The 26,554-nt window shown below is 47.6% G+C and carries 25 protein-coding genes and 6 tRNA genes; 18 read left to right on the plus strand and 13 right to left on the minus strand.

Annotated features, from left to right (window positions below; genetic code table 11):
- Positions 1–517: 517 nt before the first annotated feature.
- The gene (gene hcp, locus Q0135_RS07625; RefSeq protein ID WP_297989584.1) at positions 518–1,846 is read right to left on the minus strand and encodes a hydroxylamine reductase; all 1,329 of its coding nucleotides are present in this window, start codon (positions 1,844–1,846) and stop codon (positions 518–520) included.
- A gap of 477 nt (positions 1,847–2,323) precedes the next feature.
- Between hcp and Q0135_RS07630 the strand changes: the two genes are divergently transcribed.
- The 4 genes from Q0135_RS07630 to Q0135_RS07645 all read left to right on the plus strand — a co-directional run bounded on the left by Q0135_RS07630 (position 2,324) and on the right by Q0135_RS07645 (position 5,898).
- Positions 2,324–3,289, plus strand: a complete 966-nt coding sequence (locus Q0135_RS07630) for a S8 family serine peptidase (protein WP_297962013.1) — start codon at positions 2,324–2,326, stop codon at positions 3,287–3,289.
- On the plus strand, positions 3,223–3,597 hold the full coding sequence (locus Q0135_RS07635; protein WP_297962011.1) for a S8 family serine peptidase: 375 nt from the start codon (positions 3,223–3,225) through the stop codon (positions 3,595–3,597). Before Q0135_RS07630 ends, Q0135_RS07635 begins: the two co-directional genes overlap by 67 nt.
- A 15-nt stretch (positions 3,598–3,612) precedes the next feature.
- Positions 3,613–5,589 (plus strand): autotransporter outer membrane beta-barrel domain-containing protein, encoded by a 1,977-nt coding sequence (locus Q0135_RS07640; RefSeq protein ID WP_297989586.1) that lies wholly within the window; start codon positions 3,613–3,615, stop codon positions 5,587–5,589.
- A gap of 186 nt (positions 5,590–5,775) precedes the next feature.
- Positions 5,776–5,898, plus strand: coding sequence for a hypothetical protein (locus Q0135_RS07645; RefSeq protein ID WP_291939188.1), 123 nt, complete (start codon positions 5,776–5,778; stop codon positions 5,896–5,898).
- Between the two features lie 305 nt (positions 5,899–6,203).
- On the opposite strand, the gene Q0135_RS07650 is transcribed toward Q0135_RS07645, so the two are convergent.
- The 7 genes from Q0135_RS07650 to Q0135_RS07680 all read right to left on the minus strand — a co-directional run bounded on the left by Q0135_RS07650 (position 6,204) and on the right by Q0135_RS07680 (position 7,464).
- Positions 6,204–6,278: transfer RNA gene (locus Q0135_RS07650), tRNA-Asn, on the minus strand.
- Between the two features lie 14 nt (positions 6,279–6,292).
- Positions 6,293–6,377 (minus strand) — tRNA-Leu (locus Q0135_RS07655).
- A 49-nt stretch (positions 6,378–6,426) separates the two neighbouring features.
- Positions 6,427–6,503 (minus strand) — tRNA-Arg (locus tag Q0135_RS07660).
- 15 nt (positions 6,504–6,518) lie between these two features.
- Positions 6,519–6,595 (minus strand) — tRNA-Arg (locus Q0135_RS07665).
- Between the two features lie 6 nt (positions 6,596–6,601).
- A tRNA-His gene (locus Q0135_RS07670) sits at positions 6,602–6,678 on the minus strand.
- A 5-nt stretch (positions 6,679–6,683) separates the two neighbouring features.
- Positions 6,684–6,760, minus strand: a tRNA-Pro gene (locus Q0135_RS07675).
- Positions 6,761–6,834: 74 nt separating this feature from the next.
- On the minus strand, positions 6,835–7,464 hold the full coding sequence (locus tag Q0135_RS07680) for a non-canonical purine NTP pyrophosphatase (RefSeq protein WP_297989588.1): 630 nt from the start codon (positions 7,462–7,464) through the stop codon (positions 6,835–6,837).
- A gap of 105 nt (positions 7,465–7,569) precedes the next feature.
- On the opposite strand from Q0135_RS07680, the gene Q0135_RS07685 reads away from it, so the two are divergent.
- From Q0135_RS07685 to Q0135_RS07705, 5 genes are all read left to right on the plus strand, one after another.
- Positions 7,570–8,868: an MFS transporter gene (locus Q0135_RS07685; protein ID WP_297989589.1), complete on the plus strand. Its 1,299-nt coding sequence runs from the start codon at positions 7,570–7,572 to the stop codon at positions 8,866–8,868.
- Complete coding sequence (locus Q0135_RS07690) at positions 8,865–10,076, plus strand: molybdopterin molybdotransferase MoeA (protein WP_297989591.1); 1,212 nt, start codon at positions 8,865–8,867, stop codon at positions 10,074–10,076. Before Q0135_RS07685 ends, Q0135_RS07690 begins: the two co-directional genes overlap by 4 nt.
- A gap of 342 nt (positions 10,077–10,418) precedes the next feature.
- Positions 10,419–10,931 (plus strand): DNA-deoxyinosine glycosylase, encoded by a 513-nt coding sequence (locus tag Q0135_RS07695; RefSeq protein ID WP_297989592.1) that lies wholly within the window; start codon positions 10,419–10,421, stop codon positions 10,929–10,931.
- A 159-nt stretch (positions 10,932–11,090) separates the two neighbouring features.
- Positions 11,091–12,296, plus strand: coding sequence for a toxin-antitoxin system YwqK family antitoxin (locus Q0135_RS07700; RefSeq protein WP_297989594.1), 1,206 nt, complete (start codon positions 11,091–11,093; stop codon positions 12,294–12,296).
- Positions 12,297–13,255: 959 nt separating this feature from the next.
- Positions 13,256–13,477 (plus strand): hypothetical protein, encoded by a 222-nt coding sequence (locus Q0135_RS07705; RefSeq protein WP_297989596.1) that lies wholly within the window; start codon positions 13,256–13,258, stop codon positions 13,475–13,477.
- 265 nt (positions 13,478–13,742) lie between these two features.
- Here the strand turns inward: Q0135_RS07705 and Q0135_RS07710 are convergent, their stop codons facing one another.
- Genes Q0135_RS07710 through Q0135_RS07725 form a run of 4 tightly spaced genes read right to left on the minus strand, consistent with a single transcriptional unit; the run spans position 13,743 to position 17,388 of the window.
- Positions 13,743–14,474, minus strand: coding sequence for a superoxide dismutase (locus tag Q0135_RS07710; protein WP_297989597.1), 732 nt, complete (start codon positions 14,472–14,474; stop codon positions 13,743–13,745).
- Positions 14,474–14,647 (minus strand): hypothetical protein, encoded by a 174-nt coding sequence (locus Q0135_RS07715; RefSeq protein ID WP_005870938.1) that lies wholly within the window; start codon positions 14,645–14,647, stop codon positions 14,474–14,476. The genes Q0135_RS07710 and Q0135_RS07715 overlap by 1 nt, the downstream gene beginning before the upstream one ends.
- Complete coding sequence (locus tag Q0135_RS07720; protein WP_297989598.1) at positions 14,640–16,754, minus strand: mechanosensitive ion channel family protein; 2,115 nt, start codon at positions 16,752–16,754, stop codon at positions 14,640–14,642. Before Q0135_RS07720 ends, Q0135_RS07715 begins: the two co-directional genes overlap by 8 nt.
- Positions 16,720–17,388 carry a carbonic anhydrase gene (locus Q0135_RS07725; protein WP_297943776.1) on the minus strand — a complete coding sequence of 223 codons (669 nt, stop codon included), beginning with the start codon at positions 17,386–17,388 and terminating at the stop codon, positions 16,720–16,722. Before Q0135_RS07725 ends, Q0135_RS07720 begins: the two co-directional genes overlap by 35 nt.
- A 130-nt stretch (positions 17,389–17,518) precedes the next feature.
- Between Q0135_RS07725 and Q0135_RS07730 the strand changes: the two genes are divergently transcribed.
- The 6 genes from Q0135_RS07730 to Q0135_RS07755 all read left to right on the plus strand — a co-directional run bounded on the left by Q0135_RS07730 (position 17,519) and on the right by Q0135_RS07755 (position 21,186).
- Positions 17,519–18,214, plus strand: coding sequence for a Bax inhibitor-1/YccA family protein (locus tag Q0135_RS07730; protein ID WP_297989599.1), 696 nt, complete (start codon positions 17,519–17,521; stop codon positions 18,212–18,214).
- 95 nt (positions 18,215–18,309) lie between these two features.
- Positions 18,310–18,831, plus strand: a complete 522-nt coding sequence (secG, locus tag Q0135_RS07735) for a preprotein translocase subunit SecG (RefSeq protein WP_297989601.1) — start codon at positions 18,310–18,312, stop codon at positions 18,829–18,831.
- A gap of 101 nt (positions 18,832–18,932) precedes the next feature.
- Positions 18,933–19,490: a ribosome recycling factor gene (gene frr, locus Q0135_RS07740; protein WP_297989603.1), complete on the plus strand. Its 558-nt coding sequence runs from the start codon at positions 18,933–18,935 to the stop codon at positions 19,488–19,490.
- 3 nt (positions 19,491–19,493) lie between these two features.
- Positions 19,494–20,105, plus strand: coding sequence for an orotate phosphoribosyltransferase (gene pyrE / locus Q0135_RS07745; RefSeq protein ID WP_297989604.1), 612 nt, complete (start codon positions 19,494–19,496; stop codon positions 20,103–20,105).
- 95 nt (positions 20,106–20,200) lie between these two features.
- On the plus strand, positions 20,201–20,626 hold the full coding sequence (locus tag Q0135_RS07750) for an RDD family protein (RefSeq protein ID WP_297989606.1): 426 nt from the start codon (positions 20,201–20,203) through the stop codon (positions 20,624–20,626).
- Complete coding sequence (locus Q0135_RS07755) at positions 20,623–21,186, plus strand: ribonuclease HII (RefSeq protein ID WP_297989608.1); 564 nt, start codon at positions 20,623–20,625, stop codon at positions 21,184–21,186. Before Q0135_RS07750 ends, Q0135_RS07755 begins: the two co-directional genes overlap by 4 nt.
- A gap of 580 nt (positions 21,187–21,766) precedes the next feature.
- Here the strand turns inward: Q0135_RS07755 and Q0135_RS07760 are convergent.
- Positions 21,767–22,519 (minus strand): hypothetical protein, encoded by a 753-nt coding sequence (locus Q0135_RS07760; protein WP_297989610.1) that lies wholly within the window; start codon positions 22,517–22,519, stop codon positions 21,767–21,769.
- A 326-nt stretch (positions 22,520–22,845) separates the two neighbouring features.
- Here Q0135_RS07760 and Q0135_RS07765 point away from each other — a divergent pair, with 326 nt between their 5' ends.
- The 3 genes from Q0135_RS07765 (at position 22,846) to Q0135_RS07775 (ending at position 26,243) form a co-directional block, all read left to right on the plus strand.
- Positions 22,846–23,565, plus strand: coding sequence for a TerC family protein (locus tag Q0135_RS07765; RefSeq protein WP_297943979.1), 720 nt, complete (start codon positions 22,846–22,848; stop codon positions 23,563–23,565).
- A 34-nt stretch (positions 23,566–23,599) separates the two neighbouring features.
- Entirely contained in the window at positions 23,600–25,051 is a 1,452-nt protein-coding gene (locus Q0135_RS07770) for a hypothetical protein (RefSeq protein WP_297989611.1), read from the plus strand.
- Positions 25,052–25,241: 190 nt separating this feature from the next.
- Complete coding sequence (locus Q0135_RS07775) at positions 25,242–26,243, plus strand: hypothetical protein (protein WP_297989612.1); 1,002 nt, start codon at positions 25,242–25,244, stop codon at positions 26,241–26,243.
- The last annotated feature ends 311 nt before the right edge of the window (positions 26,244–26,554 follow it).

Consider the following 26,554-nt stretch of genomic DNA (forward strand, 5'->3'; position numbering starts at 1 on the left):
CCATGCACTTATAAAATAATCTCAAAATTTATGAGTAAAATTTAGATTAAAATCCGTATTTAAATTCCGATTAAAAATCCTGCGAAAATACTATATTTATTTAAAATTTTAACGGCACTAAATTGCAATATCTGATAGCGAAAAATGAGATAATACGGAAAATTTTATGCAATATCAAGCATCAATGAGGCACACCATAGGATTACTATAAGCGGAAGCGATGCGGATAAGATAAATACTTGCACAGAAAAAGAAGGATTGTAATAGCAAAGACGATTGGAATTTGAATGTGTAAAAAAGCACTTAATTAAATTTTTCTAATCATTTGGCGAGATTATATGATTTTAAAATTTAAATTAAGAAGGACGGCATAGTCGTGAAATTTAAATATGAGCGTCGGGCGCAAAATAGCCGCGGAGTGGATCGGCTAGCTCCGCTAAAAGCGCCATATAAAGGGTAAATTTAAAACAGAGCTTTGCCGAATTTTAAATTTACCCGATTTGCCTATCTATGAAATTTATTCGCCCAGGAAATATTTCAAATCCGCCTGCGCGTCGCCGCTGATTAGGCGAAGGCCGAAATTTTGCACCAAAAAGCCCAAAATTTCGTCGTTGAAAAACTCAGGCACCGTAGGTCCCACGTTGATATTCTTAACGCCCAGGCTAAGCAGCGCAAGCAGGATGATGACCGCCTTTTGCTCCATCCACATCAGCACGATCGAGACCGGCAGATCGTTTACCGCGATGCCCGTAGCCTCGCTAAGCGCAAGGGCGATCTTGACCGCGCCGTTGCTGTCGTTGCACTGGCCTAGATCGATATAGCGCGGAAGCTCGGTGCCGGGCACGTTTCCGAAATCCACGTCGTTGAAACGGAATTTACCGCAGCTCGAGGTCAAAATCACGCAGTCCTTCGGCAGGCTGAGCGCTAGCTCGCGGTAATACTCGCGTCCTTTGCCCGGCGCGTCGCAGCCCGCGATGACGAAAAAGCGGCGGATTTTGCCAGATTTGATTGCCTCTAAAATTTGCGGCGCAAGGCTCAAAATTGTCTTGTAGTGTCCGCCCGTCACCAAGCTCTCGTCGCTATCCATGCTCACGTCGCCGCACGCAAGCGCGCACTCGATGAGCGGCGTAAAATCGTCGTTTTGGATATGTTTGATGCCGTCGGTGCCCGCGATAGAGTAGCCAAACAGCCTGTCTGCGTAACTACAGGATGAGCGAAGCGGCACGATGCAGTTGGTAGTCATCAAAATCGCGCCCTTAAATTCGTTGAAAAGCTTGGTCTGATCGAACCACGCCTTGCCGACGTTGCCCTTTAGATGCGAATACTTTCGAAGCTGCGGATAGCCGTGCGCAGGAAGCATCTCGGAGTGGGTGTAGATGTTGATGCCCTTGCCCTCGGTCGCTTTTAGTAGCGCCTCAAGAGCGTGCAGGTTGTGGCCGCTAACCAAAATCGCCTTGCCCTCGACCTTGTTTTGGCTAACTTTAACCGGGGTTGGTACGCCGAATTTTGCGGTATGTGCCTCGCTTAAAATATCCATCATCTGCACGCCCGCGCTTCCGACGGCCATTAGCTGCGCGATATGCTCGTCAAAGTTAAAATTTGAGTTCGTCAGCGTGAAATATAGCGTATCCGCCATAACGGTATCGACTGCGCTAGTATCGGCGCCGAGCTCACGGGCGTGGTGGCGGTAGGCGCTAAGGCCCTTAAGCCCGAAAACCATAGTGTCTTGAAGCAGGCTTAATGTGGAATTTTTGCCACAGGTACCGCGGTCTTGGCCCTTGGCGCCGCAGCCCTCGGGCGCGCTCATTTGGCACTGATGACAGAACATCTCTAGATTGTCGCTCATAGAAATCCTTTATAAAAAATTTAGTTGGTAATTTTAAGATTTTATTTAGGCAAAAAAATTGATTATAATCAATAAATGGCTAAATTTTATCAAAGTTGCTTCTAAAATGAGAACGATTTGAAATTTAAACCTATGCGGCGTGCGGTGCGAATAGCGCAACGAGCGTGCTGCTGTGAAGCAAACGCCTGCGGCTGGGCACTATCACGAAATAAGCGCTTAAGACCAAACCGCTGTCGAGCACGCGATTTCGCGACGAGACGTTCTCCTCTAGTCAAGTGTCTTGAGTTAAATCGTATCTAAGCCAACCTAAACGCGGCTCCGCATTATATCCTAGCACTTAATCGGAACCTGCGATATGGGTTTAAATATAAGTAAATTATTATAAAATCTTTAAAATATTTAATTAAATTTTCATTTAAAGGTTATTATAATTAAATAATTTTTTTATAAAAACCAAACCATAAAGAAAGGGATCGTATGAGAAAGCTAAATTTCAAAGGAGCCCATGTGCTGTCTGCAGCAGTTTGCGCCGTGCTATTTACAAATGTCTGTGAAGCACAGTATATAGAACCCGGCAAAGTAGGCGATATAAAAAGCTGGGAGACGGACGAGTATAAAGCATACTGGGGTCTAAGTAGCATGAACGCATCGGTAGCCTACGCCAAAGGTGCCACTGGTAGAGATGTAAAACTGGGTGTAGTTGATTCGGGCATGCTTTTAAGTCATCAAGAATTCGCAGGAGGCAGGGTTACGGGAGCGACCGCGAAGGGCGAGTACTCCAAAGACGGCATGCGTTACCCAGATGCAGAATTCGGCAACGCGCCCTTTAAACAAAAAGGCAGTGACGAATATGATAAAACAAATAAAGGCAAATTTAAAAAAGGTCAAAAATTTGAAACTAACGGCGATTGGATAGCCGGGACGAACGACTCGCACGGCACGCACGTAGGAGGCACGATAGGGGCCAACCGCGACGGACGCGGCACGCACGGCGTGGCATGGGAGTCGAGATTATACTCGGGAAATACAGGCGGAAACGACGGCATGACCTACGGCCCAAATCAAGACTACGGATACTTCTACGCCGTATATAACGAGCTTGCTAAATCGGGCGTAAGAGCGATAAATAATAGCTGGGGATCAAATAGAAGAGTAAATTCCTCCTATCCGGGCGCGGAAGGTTACAGCGGGATTCCCGGTACGGCGGCTAATCCTACTAAGCCTAATCATCATCTATACCTCAAAGATATAGATACCGCTAAAAAAGCTTATTATCAATTCGTAGTGGACGGCCGGAAAAGCTTCATAGATGCCGCATACGAAGTCGCTAAAAAATACAGAATAATCCAAGTCTTTACCGCTGGCATAGAGACGGCATGGAAGAATCCTACACAAGGGCGATGCTGCCGTATTTTCGCCCCGACGTGGAAAAGCTATGGCTAAACGTAACGGGACAAACTGACGGCAATGCCCAAAGATTTAATACCGCGGGAGATTCTAAATGGTGGACCATAGCAGCGCCTGGAGTAAAGATAAAATCCTCTATCGTAGATGTCAAAACAGGCAAGGCGGGATACGCTTCTTGGGGCGGCACGTCTATGGCGGCACCTCACGTAACGGGAGCCTTGGGCGTCATAATGTCCAGATATAACTATATGACGAACGAGCAGGCACGAGATGTCTTACTAACAACGGCGAGACAGACGAAGTATTCGTTCAAAAAGAATGATACTAGCAAGCTTTCGGGCTGAACGAGCGAGCTTGGTGTGCCCGATAAAAGATGGGGCTGGGGCATAGTAGATCTCGGCAAGGCAATGTTCGGACCAGGTCAGTTTCTAGGGAAATTCGACGTAAATATGGACGTAGATGACGTCTGGTCCAACGACATCTCGGACAAGGCGATAAAATTTAGAAAGACCGAGGACGATGCGGATGCGGCGGCTTGGGCGGTGCGCAAAGCACAGCTCGATGCTAAGGGCGGAAATTTGACCGCAGAAGAAAGAGCCGAATACAATGTAGAGCTAGCCAGAGAGCAAGCGCGAGCGCATAGAGCGGCGGAAGGCTATAAAGGAACGCTGATAAAAAGAGGCGGCGGCACGCTAACGCTTGCGGGCGATAACACCTACAGCGGCGATACGATCATAAAAGGCGGGCAGATCACGGCGCTAAATCAGTCTTTAAAAAACAGCAAGGTGACCGTAGAAAACGGCGGCGCCTTGAAGATCAAAAAGAGCCTAACCGTCCAAGAGGTCAAAACCGACGTATTCAATAAGCCGAAAGAATTCGTAAATAAAACCAGAACCGCTACCTCAGATACCGTCACGGCGACGATAAAGCAAGGCGGCAGATACGTCGTATCGCACGCGGGTATAGTCGGCATGTCTTCGGCAGGAGCTACGAATTTGAACCTCACGTTTGAAAAAAATTCCATCGTAGATCTAGAAAATCCTCTTTTCGAAGATGCGCAAAAGATATATAAAGATCCTGCAAAATCAAAGAGATACTGGGTAGAAGGTAGCTTCAGAGGCTACGATCAGACAATTTTAAGAGAATACGCGTTTTTTGATTTAGTTAAAAATTTTAACGACTCCAAGCTAGAGTTCACCTTCAAAAAGGGCAGCGAGGGTATGGTGGATTTCGCAAAGGGTAAAAATCAAAAACTGATCGCCGCCGCAATAGAGGGCTCGAGCAATCAACCCGCCCTAATGAGCGTTTTTAGAAGCAGACCTGCGGTGCGAACGAGCGATCTATATAGAAATTTCATCTTTGCTACGCCGCAGCAGGCCTCCGACACGCTAAAAACGTTCGCGAACGAGGCAAATTTCGCCGCACAAAATGCAGCTGTGATCGATAACGTACTGATCCGAAACGCCGTCTTAAACCGCAAAAGAAATTTTAATGCGTTAAGCATAGATGAGGAAATGGGGATCAACTTCTGGGCGAACACTGCGGGAAACGTCATGAAATTTAACTCGGATGAGGGAAGCGGGGATTTCAAATCCACGTCCGTGACGCAGCTTGTCGGCTTAGACGGCGCGCTGAGCGAGAGTTTAAGACTGGGGGTCGTGCTGGGCACAGGAAAAACTAAAACCAAAGAAGATGGCAGCAAAGAGTTTGATCACACGAACAGACACGCGGGACTTTACGCACAGGTGGGTTTAGAGACCGTTAAATTTGATCTAGGCACCGTATATACGGACATAAAACGCAAAAAAACCGGCAGCTCCACGATAGTGCAATACACCGCCAACAATGGCGTCAAGAGCGACGGAAAGCTTATAAATATGTTTGCTAGCGCGACATACGGCGGCTTTAACGGCGAAAATTTCGAGATAAATCCGTATTTGGGCGTCTCTCGCATCTATGCTAGAACGGGCGGCATGAGCGAAAATGTGGGTCCGTTCGTGATGAGTACGGATAAAAAATCTAGAAACATGAATATCCTAACGGCGGGTATCAGTCCGAGCGTACCGTTTAAAATAGGCGGCATGAGCTCGTCCGCACAGCTCGATCTAGCCTACAATAGATTTTTCGGCGACACGAGACCTGGCGCGGGAGTAAACGTCGCAAACGCAGGATACGTGGATCTAGAGGGCAAAGAGCTTAGAGACTTCGCCACCGCGGGCGTGGGCGTGGAGACCGCGATATTTAAAAATACGAGCCTTAGGCTATCTTACACCGGCGCGTTCGGAAACGACGTGAAATCAAATAGCCTAAACGCCAAGATCGAGGTTTCGTTTTAACCCGCTTCACCCTACTGCAAAGCGGCGGCAAATTTTAAAGCCTTCAAAAGCAAAGCGGCGGGCTAGAGTAAAATTTACTTTAGCCCGCGGCGCTTGAAATTTTAAAATTTAACCGCAGCAAAATACACATAAAATCGCTAAACTGCGATATTTGCGTAGCTAGAGAAAGGCGAAGAGCCTATTTTAATGCAATCTCGACATAAATTATTTCTGCAAGACGAAGCGCCGAGCCCGTCAAGCGCTTTTGCGGACGGAGTGATCAAAAACATAGACAAGATAAATTTAGCCGCATATCCTATCGCACAATGAGTTTTGAAATTTCACGGGGGCGAATTTCACTTTTAAAATGGCAATGTGAGCCAAAGCGGCAAAAATCGCAAAGATAAGGCGCCCGCCGAAACCTTAAAAGCAGGTCCCGTAAAACTAAATTTTATTCTTTGCGAGCACATGCACGACCGACGCAAATAACGACACTTTTTGCAACAATAAAATTCTAAATCTAGGCTTTTGTAGAGGAAAATTTTTAATTTTATTCGTATTAAAATTTAGGCTAGGAAAGCAATTTAACAGATGCTTTCAAACATCGTTGAATCTAAAGGGATTTTGAATACAAGTGGCTCCGGATGCTGGATTCGAACCAGCGACCAAGCGGTTAACAGCCGCCTACTCTACCGCTGAGCTAATCCGGAACGCGTAGAATGGATGGTGCGGATGAAAGGACTTGAACCTTCATGCCGTGAGGCGCCAGATCCTAAGTCTGGTGTGTCTGCCAATTTCACCACATCCGCAAAAAAGAAAGCGCATATTAGCCAAAAAGCTCTTAATATGAGCTTAATATGGTACGCCCAAGAGGATTCGAACCTCTGGCCTACGGCTTAGAAGGCCGTTGCTCTATCCAACTGAGCTATGAGCGCAAAATATCAAATCAGTGGTACGCTCGAAAGGAGTCGAACCTTCAACCTACAGATCCGAAGTCTGTTGCTCTATCCAATTGAGCTACGAGCGCATAAAGTGGGGTGAGTTGTGGGAATCGAACCCACGACCCTCAGGACCACAATCTGATGCTCTAACCTACTGAGCTAAACTCACCACAATGGTCGGAGCGAAAGGATTCGAACCTTCGACCCTCTGGTCCCAAACCAGATGCGCTACCAGCCTGCGCTACGCTCCGTAGATTTTCGTGGATTGAATGAAAAGCGTATTATATATATTTTTTCTTAAATTCCGCTTTTTACGGCTCTAAATTTAATAAAATTTAGCAAGTCTCATCTGTTTTTCTAAATTTTTCAATAAAATTCGCATCAGCGCCAGTCCCTTCGTGCGGTGCGAAATTTCAAATTTCACCGCAGCGGGTAGCTCCCCGATCGTGCGGTCAAATCCGCGCGGAATAAACATAAAATCGTATCCGAAGCCGTTTTGCCCCCGCTGCTGCGTTATCGCCGTGCCGTGCATGAAGCCGTGCGTGCAAAACTCGCCCAGAGCGCATTTTAGCGCGATCGCCGCGGTGTAATGCGCAGGGCTCTCCTCTAGCCTCAGCGCGCGTAGGCTAGCGGCTAATTTCTCGCGATTGCTCGCATCCGTTGCACCCTCTCCACTAAAGCGTGCCGAAAATATCCCCGGAGCCCCACCTAGCGCGTCCACGCAGATGCCGCTATCGTCGCTTAACACAAAAAATTCGCTCTGTAAATTTTTACTTTTTAGCGCCTCATGCACTGCGCGAACTTTGATAAGCGCGTTTTGTTTGAAGCTTGCGCCGCACTCGTCGATCTCAAAAGGATCCAGCACCTCGCCAAGCGCGTAAATTTCATATTCTGCGAAGAATTCTTTTATCTCTTTTACTTTATCCGCGTTGCTCGTCGCAAGTAAAATTTTCATCCGCTCTCCTTAAATTTAATGCGCCATTTTACCCAAAATCAAAGAATTCATTACGATTTTTGGCTATAATCGGCACAAATTTCATATTATTTGAGGTCTAAGATTATGCTAAAAAGCGTCCTTCCGCTTAGTTTTATCATCGCTACGAGGTTTTTTGGATTATTTATTTTGCTGCCCGTGCTTAGCCTGTATGCATTGAGCTTACACGGCGCAAACGAAAGCCTAGTGGGGCTACTTTTTGGAATTTATGCGATTATGCAAGTGATTTTGCAAACGCCATTTGGAGTGCTAAGCGATAAGATCGGACGTAAAAAAACCCTTGCGATAGGACTGGCGCTTTTTATCCTGGGCGCTTGCGTTTGCGCGGCTAGCGAGAGCATTTATACGATGATTTTTGGGCGTTTTTTGCAAGGCTGCGGTGCTGTAGGAGCCGTAGCTACCGCACTAATTAGCGATTTTACGCGAGAGGAAGAGCGCGGTAAGGCGATGGCGGTAATGGGCGCGATGATAAGCGTGAGCTTTGGTGTCGCAATGATTTTAAGCCCGCTTTTAAGCGCTAAATTTGGGCTTGCCAGCCTATTTCATCTAAGTTCGGCGCTTACGCTTTTATGTTTGGTACTGCTTTTTTTCGTAGTACCTACCGAACCGCATATCCGCTCCCTGCGCCAAAAGGTCCCGCTCGGCTCACTTTTGAGTGACAAAAATTTAATGCTTATGAATTTAACGAATTTTTTTCAAAAAGCTTTCATGACGGCAGCGTTTTTTCTAATTCCAATTTTGCTCGTGCAAAAATTCGGACTTTCCAAAAGTGATTTGACCAAAATTTATGCTCTAGGCGCCATTTTCGGCTTTACCGCGATGGGCGCGAGCGGTGCTTTAGGCGAAAAGCGCGCGCTAGCTAAGCAAATTCTACTTATCGGCATTTGCTTTTTCATCGCTTCGTATTTGATTTTTGCGTTTGCTAGCGGGGCGAGCGCTTTCGTGGTGGGTGTGATGCTCTTTTTCGTGGGATTTAACGCGCATGAGCCCATTATGCAAAGCCTTGCGTCCAAATTTGCCAAAGTCGCTCAAAAAGGCGCCGCACTTGGAATTTTTAATTCCTTTGGATTTTTTGGCAGTTTTTTGGGTGGACTATGCGGTGGCGCACTTTTTAGCAAAATCGGCATCGAAGCGCTAGGCATTGGCGTCGCGGTTTTGGGTGTGATCTGGCTTGTGCTACTTTCTAGGCTGAGCGATCCGAAACTTTTTAAGAATTTATACTTTCCTAAAGGCGGCGATTTTTCCACACTACAGGGCGTAAAGGGCATTATTGAAATTTACGAGACCGATAGCGAACTCGTTGTGAAATTTAACTCGAAACTGATAAATGAAGATCAAATTTATAAAATCGTAGGAGGCAAATGATGGAATTCGAAAAATTTGAAAGCGCGATGGAGCGCTTCGCAAATACGGTGCAAAAGTCATCGCGCATCGAGAGGGTCGCGATCACTCAGGCGCTAGGGCGTATTTTAGCAAGCGACGTCGCGGCGCCTTTTAGCACTCCGCGCCGCCCGACCGCCGCGATGGACGGCTACGCGCTAAAGGGCGCGGATCTGAGCGAGGGAGCTAAATTTAAGATCGTCGGCACGACGCCTGCAGGCAAAATGCCTGGCGCCGCGGCAAAGGCGGGCGAGTGCGTCAAAACCTTCACCGGCGGGCTCATGTGCGAGGGCAGCGACACGCTTCTGCCGATCGAAAACGTGCAGGTGCAAGGCGGCGAAATTATCGTCACAAAGCCCGTTTCAGCGGGCTTTGCCGTGCGCGCAGCGGGCGAGAGCTACCGCGAGGGCGAGCTTTTGCTTCGTAGCGGCACGAAGCTTGGCTTTTCGCAGATCGCGCTGCTAGCCGAGCTAGGGCTATTTCACATAAGCGTATTCGTCCGCCCAAAAGTAGCGATTCTAGCCACCGGTAGCGAGATAAAAGACCTCGGCGAGAGGCTCGAAAACGACGCTCAAATTTACAGCTCCAACCACATCGCGCTTGCAAATTTAGTAACGCAACTAGGCTGCGAAGCGATGATAATGCCTCTAGTACGCGATGACGAAAAAGAGCTAGAAGGCGCGATCCTATCGGCTTTACAGAGTGCCGACATACTTCTAACCAGCGGCGGAGTGAGCGTCGGGGACTACGACTTCGTGCAAAGCACGCTACAATCAAAATTTGAGCTCATCGTAAAGGGTGCGGCGATCAAACCGGGCCGCCACGTGCGCGTAGCCAAAACCGGCGAAAAATATATCTTCGCATTCCCAGGCTTCCCGCTCTCGGCGCTCATTACTTGCATTTTGTTTCTGCGCGTATATTTGCAAAGATCCTTCGGCGTGCACGAAAACACCGAATTTAGCGCAATCTTGGATCATGACTACGTAAAAAAGACGCCGTGGCTTGAGTTTATGCCCGCCGTCTTGCAAAACAGAGAGGGGCGGCTTTTTGTTAGCCTGCAAAGCAAAAAGCAAGGCTCCAGCGCGATTTTGAACAATTTAGACGACGATAGCGTCCTGCTCGTCGCGCCGCTCGAGGTCAAAGAGCTCAAAAAAGGCGAGCTCGTACGCGTGATCTCGGTACCTAAAATTTAGCGCGCGGCAGTTCAGAGGCGGTTGCGGCGGCGGACCAAATTTTAACTGCCGCGAGGGTTAAAATTTTGCCGTCGCGAGGCGTAAATTTGGCTGCGAAAGCTCTACTTTGTGGTTTTGAAAAGTTTAAATTTTGACCCAAATCGCGCGCCGTAGCAGGCTGATCAAAATTTTACCGCACGCCGCTATACAGCGAGTGCGGTAAAATTTTTGCCGCCGCGCAACTTCAGCTCCAAGCTGCTTTGCGGGTGAAATTCGGGTATTTGGGGGAGATAAAGTAAAAATGAAAGATAAATTTTATAGCGCTCCGGCGGGCGTTTTCGGCAAATACAGAGTAGGCGCAAAATGAGCCAGACCCACCCTTTTAAGCCGATTTTCGATCAAAATTCTAAAATTTTAATCCTCGGCTCCTTTCCCTCCGTCGTTTCTCGTAAATTTGGCTTTTACTACGCAAATCCGCAAAATCGCTTCTGGCGGGTGCTGGCGCGAATTTTAAACGCGCCGCCGCCTGCAAGCACGGACGAAAAGATAAAATTCCTGTTCGCCCGCGGCATCGCCGTCTACGACACGGCGATCTGCTGCGAGATAAAGGGCTCGAGCGACGCCAAAATGACCGCCGTCGTGCCAGCAAATTTAGAACCGATCTTTAGCGGCGCGCACATCGCGCAGGTATTCGCAAATGGCGGCAAGGCGCATGAAATATGCGAAAAATACCTAAAAACTCAAATTTTAAACGCAACGGGCAAAGAGCCTGTTAAGCTACCGTCCACGAGCCCTGCGAATGCAAATTTTAGCTTTGAGAGGCTCGTGCGCGAGTGGACGATCGTCGCGGATGTGTTGAAGTACGCCGAAATTTAGCGCTCAGCTCCGTTAAACAGCGCGCAATAGGCTTACGGGCGCGGCACGCGTCCGGCGCCATAAACCAAATCCGTAGCCCAAACTCCGCGAGGATTTATCTAAAATTTAGCTTCAAATTTTAAAATTCTTCAAATTTAAGCGAGCCAAAGGAAGCAAAATATGAAAACCCGCAAAGCCGCGCAAAATTCGCTCAATTCGGGTTTAAATTTAATACGAAATTTTAGCTTTTCAAGCGCATTAAAACTCCTGCTTCCGTTTTTGGCGCTGGGCGCGCAAGCTCTGGAGCCAAAAATCGTAATGCAGCCCGAGCCGGTCCTAAAAAACGGCCTGTATTTCGTAGCGGATAAGCCCTACAGCGGGACGCTCAAGGTGCTGCACTACAGCGCCGAGGATCTCTACGACGTAAACTTTATGGGCGTCGTCTACCCCAGAGCAAAGCCGCTGCCGCCGACGCTTATCAGAGAGATTGACGTAAAGGACGGCACTGCAGTGCGCGAGCGCGATTACTTTGACGGCAGAGATAAGCCCTCAAACGAATATCCGCTAAAGGGCGGCCTGTACGACGGCGTCGCGAAGAGCTACTACGCGGACGGCGGCGAGCTGAGATCGCAGAGCGAATACAAAGCCGGCAAGCGCGAGGGTTTTTACAAGCTGTATTATCAGGGAAGCGGCAAACTAAAGCAGCAGGGCGCGTATAAAGCGGATAGGCGCGAGGGTGTTTTCACCGATTACTACAAAAGCGGCGAAGTAAGCGCGCGCCATCCGTATAAGGGCGGGCTGCGAAACGGCAAGGACGTGAATTATTACAAAAGCGGCAAAGTGCGCGGCGTGCGAACATACAAAGGGGGCAAGCGGCAAGGCGTGGAAAAATGCTACTACGAAAGCGGCGCGCTAAAGCAGACGGGCGCATACAAGGATGACCGCAAACAGGGCGTTTGGAAGTTATTTTATGAGGACGGCAAGACGCGCGTAGTCGAAAATTTCAAAGACGGCGAGCGCGACGGCGCCGTACGCGAATACTACAGGGGCGGCGCGTTGCAGGGCGAATACGAGTTTGAGCGCGGCAAACAAACGGGCACGAGTAAGCAATACTACGCAAGCGGCGCGCTTGCGGCGAAGGTAATGTTCAGAGACGGGCGCAAACACGGGCTATACGAAACATACCACGAAAACGGCGCACTCAAGGCTAGAGTGACGTTCAAGGATGGTCTGGAGATGGGCACGGTGAAGCACTACTACGCAGACGGCAAGCTCGAAGCCGAGGGCGAGTTTAAGCGTGGCAGGCTCGTGCGCGCCAAAAAATACGACGAAAGCGGCAAACTAATCAGCGATAAATCCGATAAAAACGGGCTCGCAAGAGAGTAAAGCGGACTAAATTTTAAAATTTTAAGCGGGTTTGGAATTTTGAAAAAGCTTAAAAATTTTGAGTAGGCGCAGCTTTACGTTTTAACGACGCGGGTTTGCATTTTCAGCGCTCACGGCTTTGTGTTTTAAGCGAGCGAGATTTTGCGTTTTGAAGCGTAGGCTTCACGTCTTAAATAAATTTAGCTTTACCTTTCGAGCGAGCGCGGTTTTTAATTTTATTAGGTGTAGCTCTATACTTTAAATAGACACGACTTTACGTTTCGAGCGAGTGCGGTTTTTATATTTTTGGGGTGCGGCTTTGAATTTTATTGAGTATGTCTTTGAATTTTAAGCGAGCGAGCCTTGCGTTTTCGGTTTTCGACTACATATACCGCACCGTCAAGTGGCGCATTAAATGATGCGGCTTTGTATTTGTAGAGCGGCGTGTCGCATTTAAACGAGTAAAATTCTACGCCGAGCGGCTTTACACAGCGCGCGAATACGGCTCGGCGCTTTAATTAACTAGGTCTCGTGCAGCGTAGCTCGTCGCGTGATTTGAGCTGATGCGGTTAAAATTTCACGCTGTATTTTGGCACACATAGCGCGCAGGTATCGCCCAACGCGACATAGCTTGATTTCGATGCGGCTTGTCTTTTTTGCGTAACGAGCAGCTTTGGCGCGGTGCAAATTTTTAAAATTTAAAGCGAAATTTCAAGCCGAAACGACGCTAAAAATTTCAACTGCCAAAAAGTAAAATTTGACGATCAAATTTTGTTAAATTTGGCCCGCGGTTCGTAAGCCGTGCTATTCGGGTGTAAATTTCAAACCCGCCGCACCCCGCCTTTGACGCAGCAAATTTTAGCTGGCTGATATTTTAAAATTTACCAACCGCTTTATTAAACAAAATTTTACGAATAGGGCATGGGTGAACAAGGCAGGGAGGTAGAGAGTGCCTCTCTATATAATTACGGAAGCAAAGAATGCGCTGCTTATTTTGGTATGAAAATTTCGTGGGCTTATTTGCAACTTTAAAATTTTGCAAGATGCTCGCTCGTAGCGTTAAATTTCCATACGCGGGCGGTGGAAATTTTAAGAAAGCAGAGCTAGATAAAGCGAAATTTCACATAAGGTCTGTGCAACGCGGTATTTGCGCACAAGATATAAGCGCTGAAAAGGAGAAGCACTCGGAATTTGGCACGTAACGAGTGGTGAGCTATGGTCAAACAAACTTCAAATTAAAAATCTTAAATTTTAATCCGCGGACGCCAAATGGGTTCAAAATCAAATTTACGTAAATTTAGAGCGCGGCAAGCCGGGACGCTCTCAGAGCACTACAGGCTATATAGCGCAGTATTCGTGCGGCAAAATACGGGCATTGAAAGACGTAGCCATTTGAAATTTAGCGCGCGGCGGTCATAGGGAGCCGAGAATCCGCAGCGCTCGAAGCTGTGTAACGAAAGCTCAAATCTACCCGCAGCAGCCACAATCGCAGCGCGAAGATGCGGCGGGGTGAAGCTCGCCGATGTAGAGCTTCACGGAGTCAAGCCCTTGCTTTTTCGCCTGGAAGTATGCGTCGCTTGCAAAGCCGAAGTCCGCAAAACGCAAGAAGCTCTCCACGTAGAATTTGCGAGCATTTTGATGATCGACATAATAGGCGTGCTCCCAAAGATCGCAGGCAAGCAGTGGAATTTTGCCGCGTGCGATCAGTGTGTCCGCATTTTGCGTCGTGATGATTTCTAAATTCGCCGCGCGCTCGTCGCACGCGAGCCAGCACCAGCCGCTACCGAAAAGCCCCAGTGCGTGCTTTAAAAACTCGTTTTTAAAATTTTCCATCCCACCGAAAGCCTGCGCCAAAGCGTTCGCGAGCTCGCCGCTAGGCTCGCTTGGCTGCGCGATACAGTCGAAGTAAAAATCGTGGTTGTAAATTTCAGAGGCGTTGTTAAAAATACGGCTAAAACCTAGGCAAATTTTATAAAGCTTTGAAATTTGCGAAAAATCGCACTCCTCGTCGCGCGCCTCTTTGAACGACTGCGTGATGATCGTAAAAAGATCCGCGTTTTGTATCGGCGTATCCGCAATGTCTCGATTTAGGGTGGAGACGTAGTCCTCGCAAAGCTCGCCGTGATGGAATTTTAAGCTTTGCAAGCTCGCGATTTTATTCGCTCTCGGATCAAAAGGCAGCGTTCTGGATCTAAACACTAATAATCCTCGCTGTCCAAATCGCTATAATCGTTGAAACCGTCGTCGTCTTCGTAGCTGTAATCATCCTCGTCGTAGTTGTAGTTGTAACTCTCGTCGCCTCCGATTAAATCATCGTCCTCATATTCGTCCTCATCGAACTCTTCGTCTTCGAAGTCATCGAAATCAGCCATTTTGCTCTCCTTTGTCGTTGGAATTTACTTTTGATTTTACGCATTCGCTTGCTATTTCCGGGATATTTTCGATATAAACGCTCTGCGATGGGAAGGCAAACGATAGTCCGTTTTGCTCTACGATCTCCATTATTTTAAATAAAACATCCTCTTTGGTTTGGATGAAATTTGCCCATATTACGGTTTTTGTGAAGCAGTAAACTAAAATATTAATAGACGAATCGCCAAAGCTATCTAACGCCACGAACATAGTGCTTTTATAGCCCGCTAAATCGTCGATAGAGACCATATTTTGTCTATAGCGCATACGAAAATCTTTAGAATTTAGCGCTGTATCGGCAGATTGAGCGATGCCCGGGTGAGATTTTAGCATCTCTTTGATGTCGTTTACGCACTTTCGCAGTTGAGCCGTGCTCGCGCCGTATTCGACGCCTACGGTAAGCTTTAAATTCCGTCCTACCTTCCTGCGGCTCCAGTTTTTGATATTTTGCGCCATTATGTTGGAATTCGGCACAAAAACAAGAGCGTTATCAAAGGTCCTGATCGTCGTCTTTCTAAAGCCCGTTTCTACGACGTTTCCTTCTATGTCGCCTAATACGACCCAGTCTCCTTGCGAGAATGAATTATCAAATAATAGCATCACGGATGAGAAGAAATTTGCGATGATGTCCTTGGTCGCAAACGCGATCGCAAGTCCGCCGATTCCAAGCGATGCCATAAGCGCCGAGATGTCAAAGCCTAGACGCTTTAGCACCAAAAGTGCGGCAATGATGATTACGATGACGTATAGAATTTTAACGACTAGATTTATGATATCTTTTCTGACGCCTTTTTTCGTGATGTTTCCAAGCACGACAATGCCGTAACCGTCGATGATTTCGATGATGAGCCATGCCCAAAGTACCACGTAAACGATCGAGAATAAATTTGCAAATTTTATCGGTACGGGCGCCGGATAATAAAAGATACTAAGACAGATATCAACCGAATAAGCAATCAGCAAAATACCCATCGGACGCTTGATAATGCCCACTACTTGCGTTTTTAGAGTTTCGCTATCTAGTGAAAAGCTTTTATTGAAGAATTTAAACACGAAATAGATGATGTTGGCAAGTAGCCTGCGAAGCGAGTAGAAAAATAGCGTAATCAGCGTGATTAGAATGAGCTTGCCGAAATTTACGTGGCTGAGCTGAAACGGAATTTTATCGTTGATATAATCGATCACCGACTTAAAATTTAAGCTCGTAAAAACCACGCTGCTTGCGAGTAGATCGCTATTTCGCGATAGATACGTAAGCACCTCGTCGTAGGTCTGCTTGTCGTTTTTCAAATCGTTGATTTTAGACTCTAAGGCGTCTATCTGCTCTTGACTGCTTAGATTATTTTTCAAATCATTAAGTTTGCTAAAATCCCTAGTTTGGATATTTAGTAGCGTACTACTCAGCTCGCTTTCAAGCGCGCTTCTGCTTGCGCCGTTTACAAACATATCCTCAATTTTCATAAGCGAGGTATAAAAGATCTCTGCCATTTCCATCTTTTCTAAATCCGCGCTTGCATTTACGTATTCGGGAGAGCTCTGCTTTTTGGCGTATTTTTTTAGCGTAGTTTGGATGTTCTTTTTATTTTGCGCATACGACATTATGCTTTCGATATCCATATCCTGCTGCGTAATCGCGAAAGGTAAGCGATCAAAGAGCTTAGCTTTATTGCGATCGATGGCGTCCAATTCGTTTTTGCTCGCGTTGGCATCGCCGCCGTTAAGCAGGGAGGCGCGCTGCAAATTTAGCTTTTTAATCTCTTTGATTACAGAGATAAGCGTCTCGCCGTTAGGAGCTTTTTTCTGTGAAGTCTCCGTTTTGGCGACCTTTTCTGCGATCATATTTATTACTTCAGTTTTATTTCCATCCTCCGCACCGAGGGATTTGGATAGAATTTTAGCGACTTCTTTTTTGATCTCGGTTTTGTTGTTTTCTAAAGTAAGATTTGCCTCGGGCGCGGAAGAATTTGTCTCTACAAAGCTTCCCTCACCGGTCGTGTTGAGGTCTGCAAACGCTAAAGCGGTGCTAAAAAGACTAATCGTTAAAAAGCTGATTATAGATTTTTTCATAATCCATTCCCTTATTTAATAGCGTAAAATGCGCGCCTTCGTCGTCGTAGTTGAATAGCTCGCCCGTTTCGATGACGTAGTGCCAGCCGTAAATTTTAATCTCGCCGTTTTTGTAGGCGTCTTTGATGCCAGGAAAGCTAAGTAAATTTTGCATGGAATTTATAATATTTAGCCGCTCGGTGATCCACTCGCGCTTGTCGGCGCCGAGATCTTTGAGCTTTTCGACCTCGTCTTTTACAGGCTGCATTAAATTTAGCCAGCGCCTTACGTTTGGAATTTTTTCAAGCTTTTTTGCGTCATAAAACAGCGCCGCGCAGCCGCCGCAGTTGCTGTGTCCGCAAACGATGATATTTTTGATATTTAGCGAATATAGCGCGTATTCAATCGCTGAGGTAGTCGCTAAAAATTCCTCGCTAATGCGGTATGGAGGAACGACGTTTGCAATATTTCGCACGACGAAAAGCTCTCCTGGAAGCGTCGAGGTAATTAAGCTTGGCACCACGCGCGAGTCAGAGCAGCCGATAAAAAGCGTGTGGGGCTTTTGATGATTTGCCAGACTCCCGAAAAGCTCGGCATGCTCGGCAAAATTTTCTTCCATAAATTTAATAGCTCCATTTATTAACTGGCTGGGCATACTTTCTCCTTAAAAAAGTCGGGAATTATATATTACTTTCATAAATAGATAGAATTCTGGGAATTTTTAATTATATATTTACCAAATTTTCGCTAAACTCCCCCCTCATAAATCAAAAGAAGGAGAAAATATGAGTCTATACGACAGACGAAATTACGCGGACGGCTATGAGCTATCGGACGCGTCACTGGAACAAGGACGAATCTCTCAGACTATCAAACAAACCTACGCGCTTCTAACCGCTTCGATGATAGCTGCGGCAGCAGGGGCTTTTGTGGCGATGAGCTTTGGTGTGAGCTTGGCTATTCATCCATTTTTATATCTAGTGCTTTTAATGGGGCTAATTTTTGGTATGCAAGCAGCTGTAAATCGCGGCGCTAATACGATTGCGCTAGTTTTGCTTTTTGCATTTACCTTTATTACCGGTCTTACTCTAGGTAAATTGATCGCTATTTATATCGCAGCAGGCGCTGGAGACGTAGTAACGCATGCGTTTGTGGCTACAGCGATTACTTTCGGTGCTCTTACCGTTTATGCGATGAATACAAAGACAAATTTCGACTCTTGGGGCAAGCCGCTATTGGTATCGCTTGTGGCTATTATCGTGTTAAGCCTTTTGAACTACTTCTTTTTCAAAAGTACCATGCTTGATATAGCGATTTCAGCTTTTTCGGCTTTAATCTTTTCGATGTATATCATCTACGATACTAAAAATATTATAAACGGCACCTACACTTCACCGATAATGGCTGCCGTAGATATGTATCTAAACATCTACAACCTCTTCCTTTCGCTGCTAAGAATTTTCGGCGCAAGCAGAGACTAAATTTTACGCACCGCTTCGTGCGGTGCACTCTTAACTTAAAATTTATAAATCTTTTATTATAATCGCAAATTCAATTTTTTCAAAAGGTTTTTATAGTGACTACGTTATTTTTGGTTTTACAAGTCGTCTTCGCCGTGATAATTACGATCTCCGTTCTGCTGCAAAAGAGCTCTTCTATTGGGCTTGGCGCATACAGCGGAAGCAACGAAAGCTTGTTCGGAGCGAAGGGTCCGGCGGGATTTTTAGCTAAATTTACCGCCGCGATGGGAATTTTATTTGTGATAAATACACTCGTGCTTGCGTATTTCTATCAGCAAGATGCTAAATCTTCCGTAGTCGATCGCGTCAAGATCAAAGCGAATGCTACTAAATCCGTGCCAAACGCTGTCCCTGGCGTGCCATCCATCCCAGCTTCAGGCGCAAAGCCTAATTTCGCCCCGGCAAGCATCGAGGCAAATCCCGTAAATAGCAGCGAGGCAAATTCAACAGCTCCGAAGATCGAAGCGCCCGCAGCTCCTACGACCGATACTGCCGCAGCTAGCGCACCTGCTCGGTCGCAAGCATCAAGTGATACCAATGCCAGCGCTGCTTCCGCAGATCAAAATACAACCAAATAAACTCTAAATTTTAAAATTTAAAAGCGCAAAACCCGCGCTTTTAAATGCTATTCTTATTTTTTTAACGCTATAATTTCGCAAATTTTATTTAAAGGATTTGAATGCTAGAAGCTATCTACAAAGAGCAAAGAGCAAACGGCGATCGAGCTATCGAGGCTTTGAAAAAGGACTTTACGACGCTACGCACCGGCAAGGTAGGCGTGGCGATCCTGGATCATATTTTCGTGGATTATTACGGCTCGCAGACTCCGCTAAATCAGGTCGCGACCGTCCTTTCGACCGATGCGGTAACGATTTCGATCACGCCGTGGGAAAAGCCGATGCTAAAGGCGATCGAAAGCGCGATCGCAGCGGCGAATATCGGCGTCAATCCGACTAACGACGGCGAGAGCGTAAAGCTATTTTTCCCGCCGATGACGATCGAGCAACGCCAAGAAAACGCAAAAAAGGCCAAAGCGATGGGCGAAAAAGCAAAAATCGGCATTCGCAACGTCCGCAAAGACGCCAACGACGAGATCAAAAAGCTTGAAAAAGACAAAGCGATCTCCGAAGACGACGCCAAAAAAGGCTACGACGAGGTACAAAAGATCACCGACTCTTACTCAAGTAAAATCGACGACGCAGTTAAGGCCAAAGAAGCCGAGCTTTTGAAGGTCTGAGCTGTGAATATAGAAAAAATCTATCGCGACTGCGGCGCATATCTGCGAGGGCATTTTCTGCTTTCAAGCGGCAACCACTCGGAATTTTATCTGCAAAGCGCCAAAGTACTTGAGGATCCGCGGCTCGCGGGACAGCTCGCAGACGAACTCGCCGCTATCATCGAAAAAGCGGGCGTGGAGTTTGACAGCGTCTGCTCGCCCGCGCTGGGTGGAATTTTAGCTGGCTACGAGCTAGCTCGCGCGGCGAAAAAGCGTTTCATCTTTACCGAGCGCGTAGATCGCGTAATGAGCCTGCGCCGCGGCTTTGAAGTGCGCAAGGGCGAAAGATTTATCGTCTGCGAAGACATCGTCACGACGGGTGGCTCGGCTCTTGAGAGCGCTAGGCTCATCGAAAACCTAGGCGGCGAGGTCGTGGGCTTTGCCGCGCTTGCCAATCGCGGATTTTGCAAGGTCGCAAATTTAGCGGGCAGCAGTGCAAAGGCTGGCGCCAAGCTGCCCGCAGATAAGCCGTTTTTTGCGCTAGGCAATTTCGAGTTTGAAATTTACGAGCCCGATACCTGCCCGCTTTGTGCTACTGGAAGCAAGGCGATCAAGCCGGGCAGTCGCGGAAACTAGGCGCCGATTGCCGCTAGCAAACTGCAACGAGATTAAATTTTATCCTTCGGCTTTAGCGCGACGGAATTTTAAAATTTAATCCAAAACGGATCAAAATGGCAAAGCAAAAAGCTAAAATTTCACCGATTTTTCTGCGCGTAAAGGCCTTCATCGTTGATCTTTTCATCATCGCGATGCCCCTATTCTACGGCGTTACCTATCTCATCTTGGGCTCAAAGGAAGCTCTGTGGCGTAACCAAGCCGCGATCGCGCTTATCTGGCTCGCGTACGGCGCTATTTGTGCGGTATTTTACGCCCGCAGCGCTCAGACGCCGGGCTATAAGCTCGCGGGGCTTTATCTCATCGATGTTCGCAGTGGGCGCAAAGTAAGCTTTTTTAAGGCGCTAGCTCGCTTTGCGTGCTTCGTATTTGCAGGCTTTAGCGTCATCGGGCTTTTGATCTGCTTCTTTCGTAAAGATAGATTAAATTTACACGACCTGCTAAGCGGGGCTGCGCCAGTCGTGCGAAAGGACGCGCAGTGAGCGGGCAAATTTGCGGCATTGACGAGGCGGGGCGCGGCTGCCTTGCGGGGCCGCTTTGCGTCGCGGGCTGCGTGCTGCAGCGCGAAATCGCAGGACTTGCCGATAGCAAAAAGCTAAGCGAAAAGCGCCGCGAGGAACTCTACACTCAGATCATCGAAAACTCGCGCTACAAAATCGTCGAAATTTCAAGCGCACAGGTCGATGAGATCGGACTCAGCGCATGTCTAAGATTGGCGCTTGAGCAGATTCTCGCGTATTTTATGGGTTTTAGCGGGCAGATCATCTACGATGGCAACGCAACCTTCGGCGTACGCGGGCTTCAGACGCTCGTAAAGGCCGACGCGCAAATCGCCGAAGTAAGCGCAGCGAGCATCCTCGCCAAGGTCACGCGCGACCGCACGATGTATGAGCTCGCGCAGCGCTACCCGCAATACGGCTTCGCGCAAAACAAAGGTTACGGCTCGCGCACGCACATCGCGGCGATCGAACGCTACGGGCTCACGCCTTTTCACCGCGCAAGCTACAAGATCAAATCGCTGCAACCCTCGCTGTTTGATTAACGCAGCAGCAAGCTTGTTTGATCAGCGAGGGAAAACCGCCGATTTCGGTTGATATTTTGGACGGTACAAAACTAATATCCAAAGACGAAGTGCGCTGATTTCGACTAATACTCCGTCGGAAAACGGCGCCGAAACTCATACTCGAAGGCACAAACTTCCAATTTTGGTTAATACGGCGAGTCGCTAGTTTCGGCGGGCGGAATCCGCTTTTTGGCTAGCTCGTCAGAATTTTAACCGCACCTCCCGCCCTGCGCGGCTAAAGCCTACTCTTACACCGCTATTTGAAATTTTCACCGCACTTTCGTATCTCACAAGAGCCCGTACAAGGTCGAAATTTTATCTAAAACCGCAAGCTCGGCTCGCTAGCTTATCCGCGCCCGAATAAATTTTAAAATTCCGCGCAGCGAAAATTTAGCCCGTACGCCGCAATAAAGCTAAAATTTAAATTTAGCCTTGACGACGAGAAGGCATTGCGCTTTAAATTTAAAACCGCGCGTAAAATTTTGAATGAAATTTTGATATAAAATAGACGGCTAAATTTTAAAATTTCATAAAATTTAGCCGCGAGTAAAAAGTGTTTTTATCTTTCGTAGAAGCCCGTAAGAATCTTTTTTGAGCTTATTCTATTATTAGAATCTTCTTTGCCGTCTTGGGTAAATTTAAATTTATCGGACAGACTTACGCTCTTGTCGGCATTTACCACAAAATTTAGTTCAATCGTGGAGGATGATAGCTTTGCCGCTTTTCCTAGCTGCGCTTTTTCTTGTTCGGGTGTTAGCTGAGATAAATAAACGGCTTCTTTCAAAAACATCATAATCTCACCCATAGAATTTGTTTCGTTAATTCTAGAATCGCCGGGCTTTAATATTTCATCTTTTAGCTTATCGTCACAATCAACTAGCATTTTTTGATCGTCATAAGCTATTTTCCCTTTAGTCTTGATCGTTTCTTGAAATTTCGCATCGTTTATTTTGCAATGCTCGTTCGCTATCTTAAGCAGATCTTGCTTATCATAAGTCTTTCCTCCATAAAAGATCATAGCGCTATCTAAAATACGGCTCAACATATCTTGCTCGCGCTTTTTATTTGATTCTATAATATTTGCCAGTACTTTCTCCATATCCAAGTCGCAAACCATTTTGACTGTCTTTAATCCGCCGTTTTCCTCTCTGCTCCACGTGATATTTTTACACATTTTCGAGCCCTCGATTGCCGTGCCGATACTCATAGACTTGAAATCAGGCAAAGTGTAGTTTTTCACGAGCTCTACTTCGTCTGCGCCGCATCCCGTAAAAATTAACGTCGCAAGCGCGACACCTAGTGCATATCTCATCTTCACTCCTTTGAAATAAATTCTGAAAATAATGCTACCCCCCCCCCCTGCTTAAAAACGGGTAAATTTAGAGCTTAAATTTTAAAATTTCGCCGCAAAAATTTCGCTCTCTCAATCCACTAAATTCCATGCGCCGCAATTCTGCCGCGCATGCGGCGCTTTACGCCTTTTAGCGAAATAATCTTGCGGTAAAATTACAAGATAAACCGTCCGCATCGCATCGCCGAAATTCCACGCGCTGTTTCGCGCGCGAAGGCGGTAAAATTTAGAAATTTTAACCAAACTTTCGCTATCATCACGGCTTAAATTTCACCCAAAGGAAACCGATGTTTGAATGGATCGCCTCACCCGAGGCATGGATCAGCCTGGCGACGCTCACGGGGCTTGAGATCGTGCTTGGCATCGACAATATCATCTTTATCGCGATTTTGTGCGGCCGCCTGCCCGAGGCGCAGCGCGGGCGCGCCCGTATAATCGGCCTTGCGCTTGCGATGATCACGCGCATACTCCTGCTTCTTAGCCTAAGCTGGATCATGGGGCTAACCAAGCCGCTATTTAGCGTGCTTGCGCGCGATTTTAGCGGGCGCGATCTCGTGCTGATCGGCGGCGGATTGTTTCTACTCGTCAAATCCACGCTCGAGATCCACTCCAGCGCCACCGGCGAGGCACACGAGCATAGTGCTAGCGGCGGCAAGGCGAGCTTCGGCGGCACTCTCGTGCAGATCGCCGTTTTGGACATCATCTTTTCGCTCGACAGCGTCATCACCGCCGTGGGCATGGCGCAGCACCTGCCCGTGATGATCCTCGCAGTCATCATCGCCGTGGGCGTGATGATGCTCGCTAGCGGCGCGATCGCGCGCTTTGTGGACGCAAACCCGACGATCAAAATTTTAGCGCTTGCCTTTTTGATTTTGGTGGGCGTCTCACTGATCGCCGATGGACTGGGCTTTCACATACCTAAAGGCTACATCTACTTCTCGATGGCGTTTTCGCTGCTGGTGGAGCTCATCAATATCCAGATCCGCAAAAAATCCGCCGCGAAATAGAGGGGCGAAATTTTGCAGGATCTGAAAGGCGCGAATGGGGTTTGCTAAATTTCTTTCGCCGCGACGTATCAAGCTTGCTCGCGGCACGGCTAGAGATTTGAAGCTTGAGCCCGCGGCTGCAGGCACGGCTAAATTTAGCTTTACGCTTGAGGGCTTGCACTTTGCGGAAAATTTGGACTTAAAGCGTGACGGACTTTATCTGCCGATACGCGAGGGCGACGAGCTAGCGGTGATATACGAGGCTTCAAGCTCAAATTCCGGCGGAGAGGCTTTGAGGGGCTTAAATTCCGATCGCGAGGCTTTAAGCGGCGCCGATTTAAGCGGCGAAAATTCCGCGCCGCGTCCTAGCCGCGAAACTCCAAACAGCAAAAATTCCACCGCCGCAAATTCAAACCGCGACGCATATAGCGATAGGGCGGCAAGTGCGCGCCAAAATTCTGCAGTATCTGATTTATCGGACAAAGATCGCAGCGGCATAAACTCCGCCGTTTTGGGTTTGATCCGTAAAGACTTTAGCGGTCCTCTCTCCTTAAATTCTACCCGCGAGGGGCACAGCGCTTCGGCAAGCTCCGCCTTCTCTCCGCTAGATTTCGTTAATCTAAGCCTGGGCGCGCAGCGCTGGAGGGACGCCGGCAGCACGGCACTCGCCGCGATATTCGCAGCCTTCGGCGTAGCGCTAGCCGCGATGAGCATCTACTGCATAATTTTTATCTTTGATGCAAGGGCTCCTGCGGGACTGCTAGCCCTGCTCATCCTCGCACCTTTTGCGTATTGCAGCTTCAAGTTTATGCGAAGAGACTGGCGCGCCGCGAAGTTCGGACGCATATTTGCGGCTCTCGCGCACTCCAAAGAGCCCAAGCGAAGCGGCGAAGCGGAGGGCTATGCTAGCGGCGTGCGCGTACTGCAAAGCGGCGACGTTTATTATTATGGCTTCGCGCTGGACGGGCTGTATTTATCGGGCGATAGCAAACGGCGTATCGTCTCCAGCGCGCTACGCGCAGATCAAAATTTAGCGGAGCTTGCGGACGGCGAGAATTGCACGAAATTTAAAAATTTAGACGCAGAAAATTCCGCAAATTCTACGAGTATTAAGAATTTTGCGAAATCAGCGAATTCCACAAGCTCTGTAAATTCTACTAACGCAGCAAATTCTATAAACTCCGTCCACTCTGCCGAAGTCGCGGTATCCGTCAAGGCAAAGGACGCCTCGCAGAGCTTCGAGCTGCAAAACGGCGATATTCTCCGCGCTCGCTACAAAGACTACCGCGTAAGCGGACTATGGAATCAAAGCCGCGGCATGGAGCTCGGCGATACGCGCAGCGGACTTCGGCGCGTGATAGATTTTATCGCGAGCGTGGCGCTACAAATAGGTCTGCGTTTAGGCGGCGCGCTCGTGCTGACGCAGCTCGGCGATCACATCGGCGGCTCCTTCGGCAACGCCCTAAGCTTCATCGGATTTTTGCTGCTGCTTAGCCTTATGCTTTGAAAGGCGAATTTCAAGCGATAACCTCGCGGAATTTTGCAACTTCAAGGAATTTCAAATTTCGGAATTTCGCAGAATTCTGCAGCGAGCGGATTCGGGTTTTAAATTGAGGGCGCAAATTCTAAATCCAAATCTCGCGCGGCGCAAATTTGCGCTATAATCTAGCGAAAATCAAAGATTTAAAGGATGCGACTTGAAAATTTTAATCTCGTTTTTGTGCTTATTAAGCTTCATGTTCGCCGAGGCAGCGCCCGCTTTGGCAGAAGGTGCAAACAGCGCTCAAAAGGATCAAAACCTAGAAATTTTAACGGCAAATTTAGACGCGGCGCTGAAAGAAATCGATGAAGCCAGGCATCGCCCCGATGGTACGCCTTGCGAGAGCATCGTTAGGTTAAGGGCTGCGTTTATGGAGTTTTTGCAAAGCGCGGGCGAGAGAGCGCCTCAAATTTTAAAATCCTTGAGGTTCGCCCCGAATATGGCGATCTCGCAGGACGGCAAGTTTCGGGCATATTCGGTAGATATCAGCACCGGCGGCACGATGGGCGCGAGCTACGTAGCGTATCAATACGCAAGCGGCGGGCAAAATTTCATTATGGATTTTGCAGACAAAGGTGCGCAGCAGATGCAAGAATGCGTTCTTGGCGGCAGGCGGGATTGCGCCTGCGACGATTGGGCAGTCGGTACCGCATGGGGCGGCGATCGAGTGATAAAAGTTTTTAAAGTTAAAGAAAATCTATATCTTATTTACGGAGCATCAAAGGGCTCTACTAAGCTCACAAACGACGAATTTTGGGCGGTAGAAGCAAGCGAAGCGGGTATAAACCTAGCGAATATATTCCACTACGTCCGTTCATGCGGCGGAGATTGCGACTGCTCTAAAAGGAGCTCTTTGGTGCCGCCGCCGCACGACTCCGCTCGATTCGGCATAGAATATGATTTTTTTTCATATTTAGACGGCAGTGACGAGATAAAGAATAAATACGCTAAAAGGACGTTTTTGACCTTTGAAAACGGCACGTTGGGCGCTCTTAAGGTAAAATATAGCGATAAATACCCGGACGGCGAGCTTGTCGATGAATATCAATACTTTAAATTTGACGGCGAAAAATTTACGATAGAGAGTAAAATAATTCATTGCGAGCCCGGTAAAATTATAGAGGAGTTAGTCGCGCCCTCTAGCGCGCAGGGGCTTTGATGGGTACCGTGATGCTTGGCGGGTGCGCTAAATTTTAAGGCGCGACAAAATTTCAAATTTTAGGTGCGTAAGATTTCGGCCGCGGAATTTTAAAATTCTAAATTTTAAAGCGTAGAATTTCAAGATGCGGATTTTAATTTCAGAATTTTAAATTTTGCAGTGCAGAATTCCTCGGCATGGATTAAAATTTTAAATTTCAAAGCGTGCGGGATTTCAAGGCGCGTGAAATTCCAAAGCACGAAATCAAAAAGCGGAATTTTAAAATTTCAAATTTTACGGCGCGTGAGGTCGCAGCACGGAGCGTGAAGCTA

The organism is uncultured Campylobacter sp. (assembly GCF_937981295.1).
Taxonomy (GTDB): domain Bacteria; phylum Campylobacterota; class Campylobacteria; order Campylobacterales; family Campylobacteraceae; genus Campylobacter_B.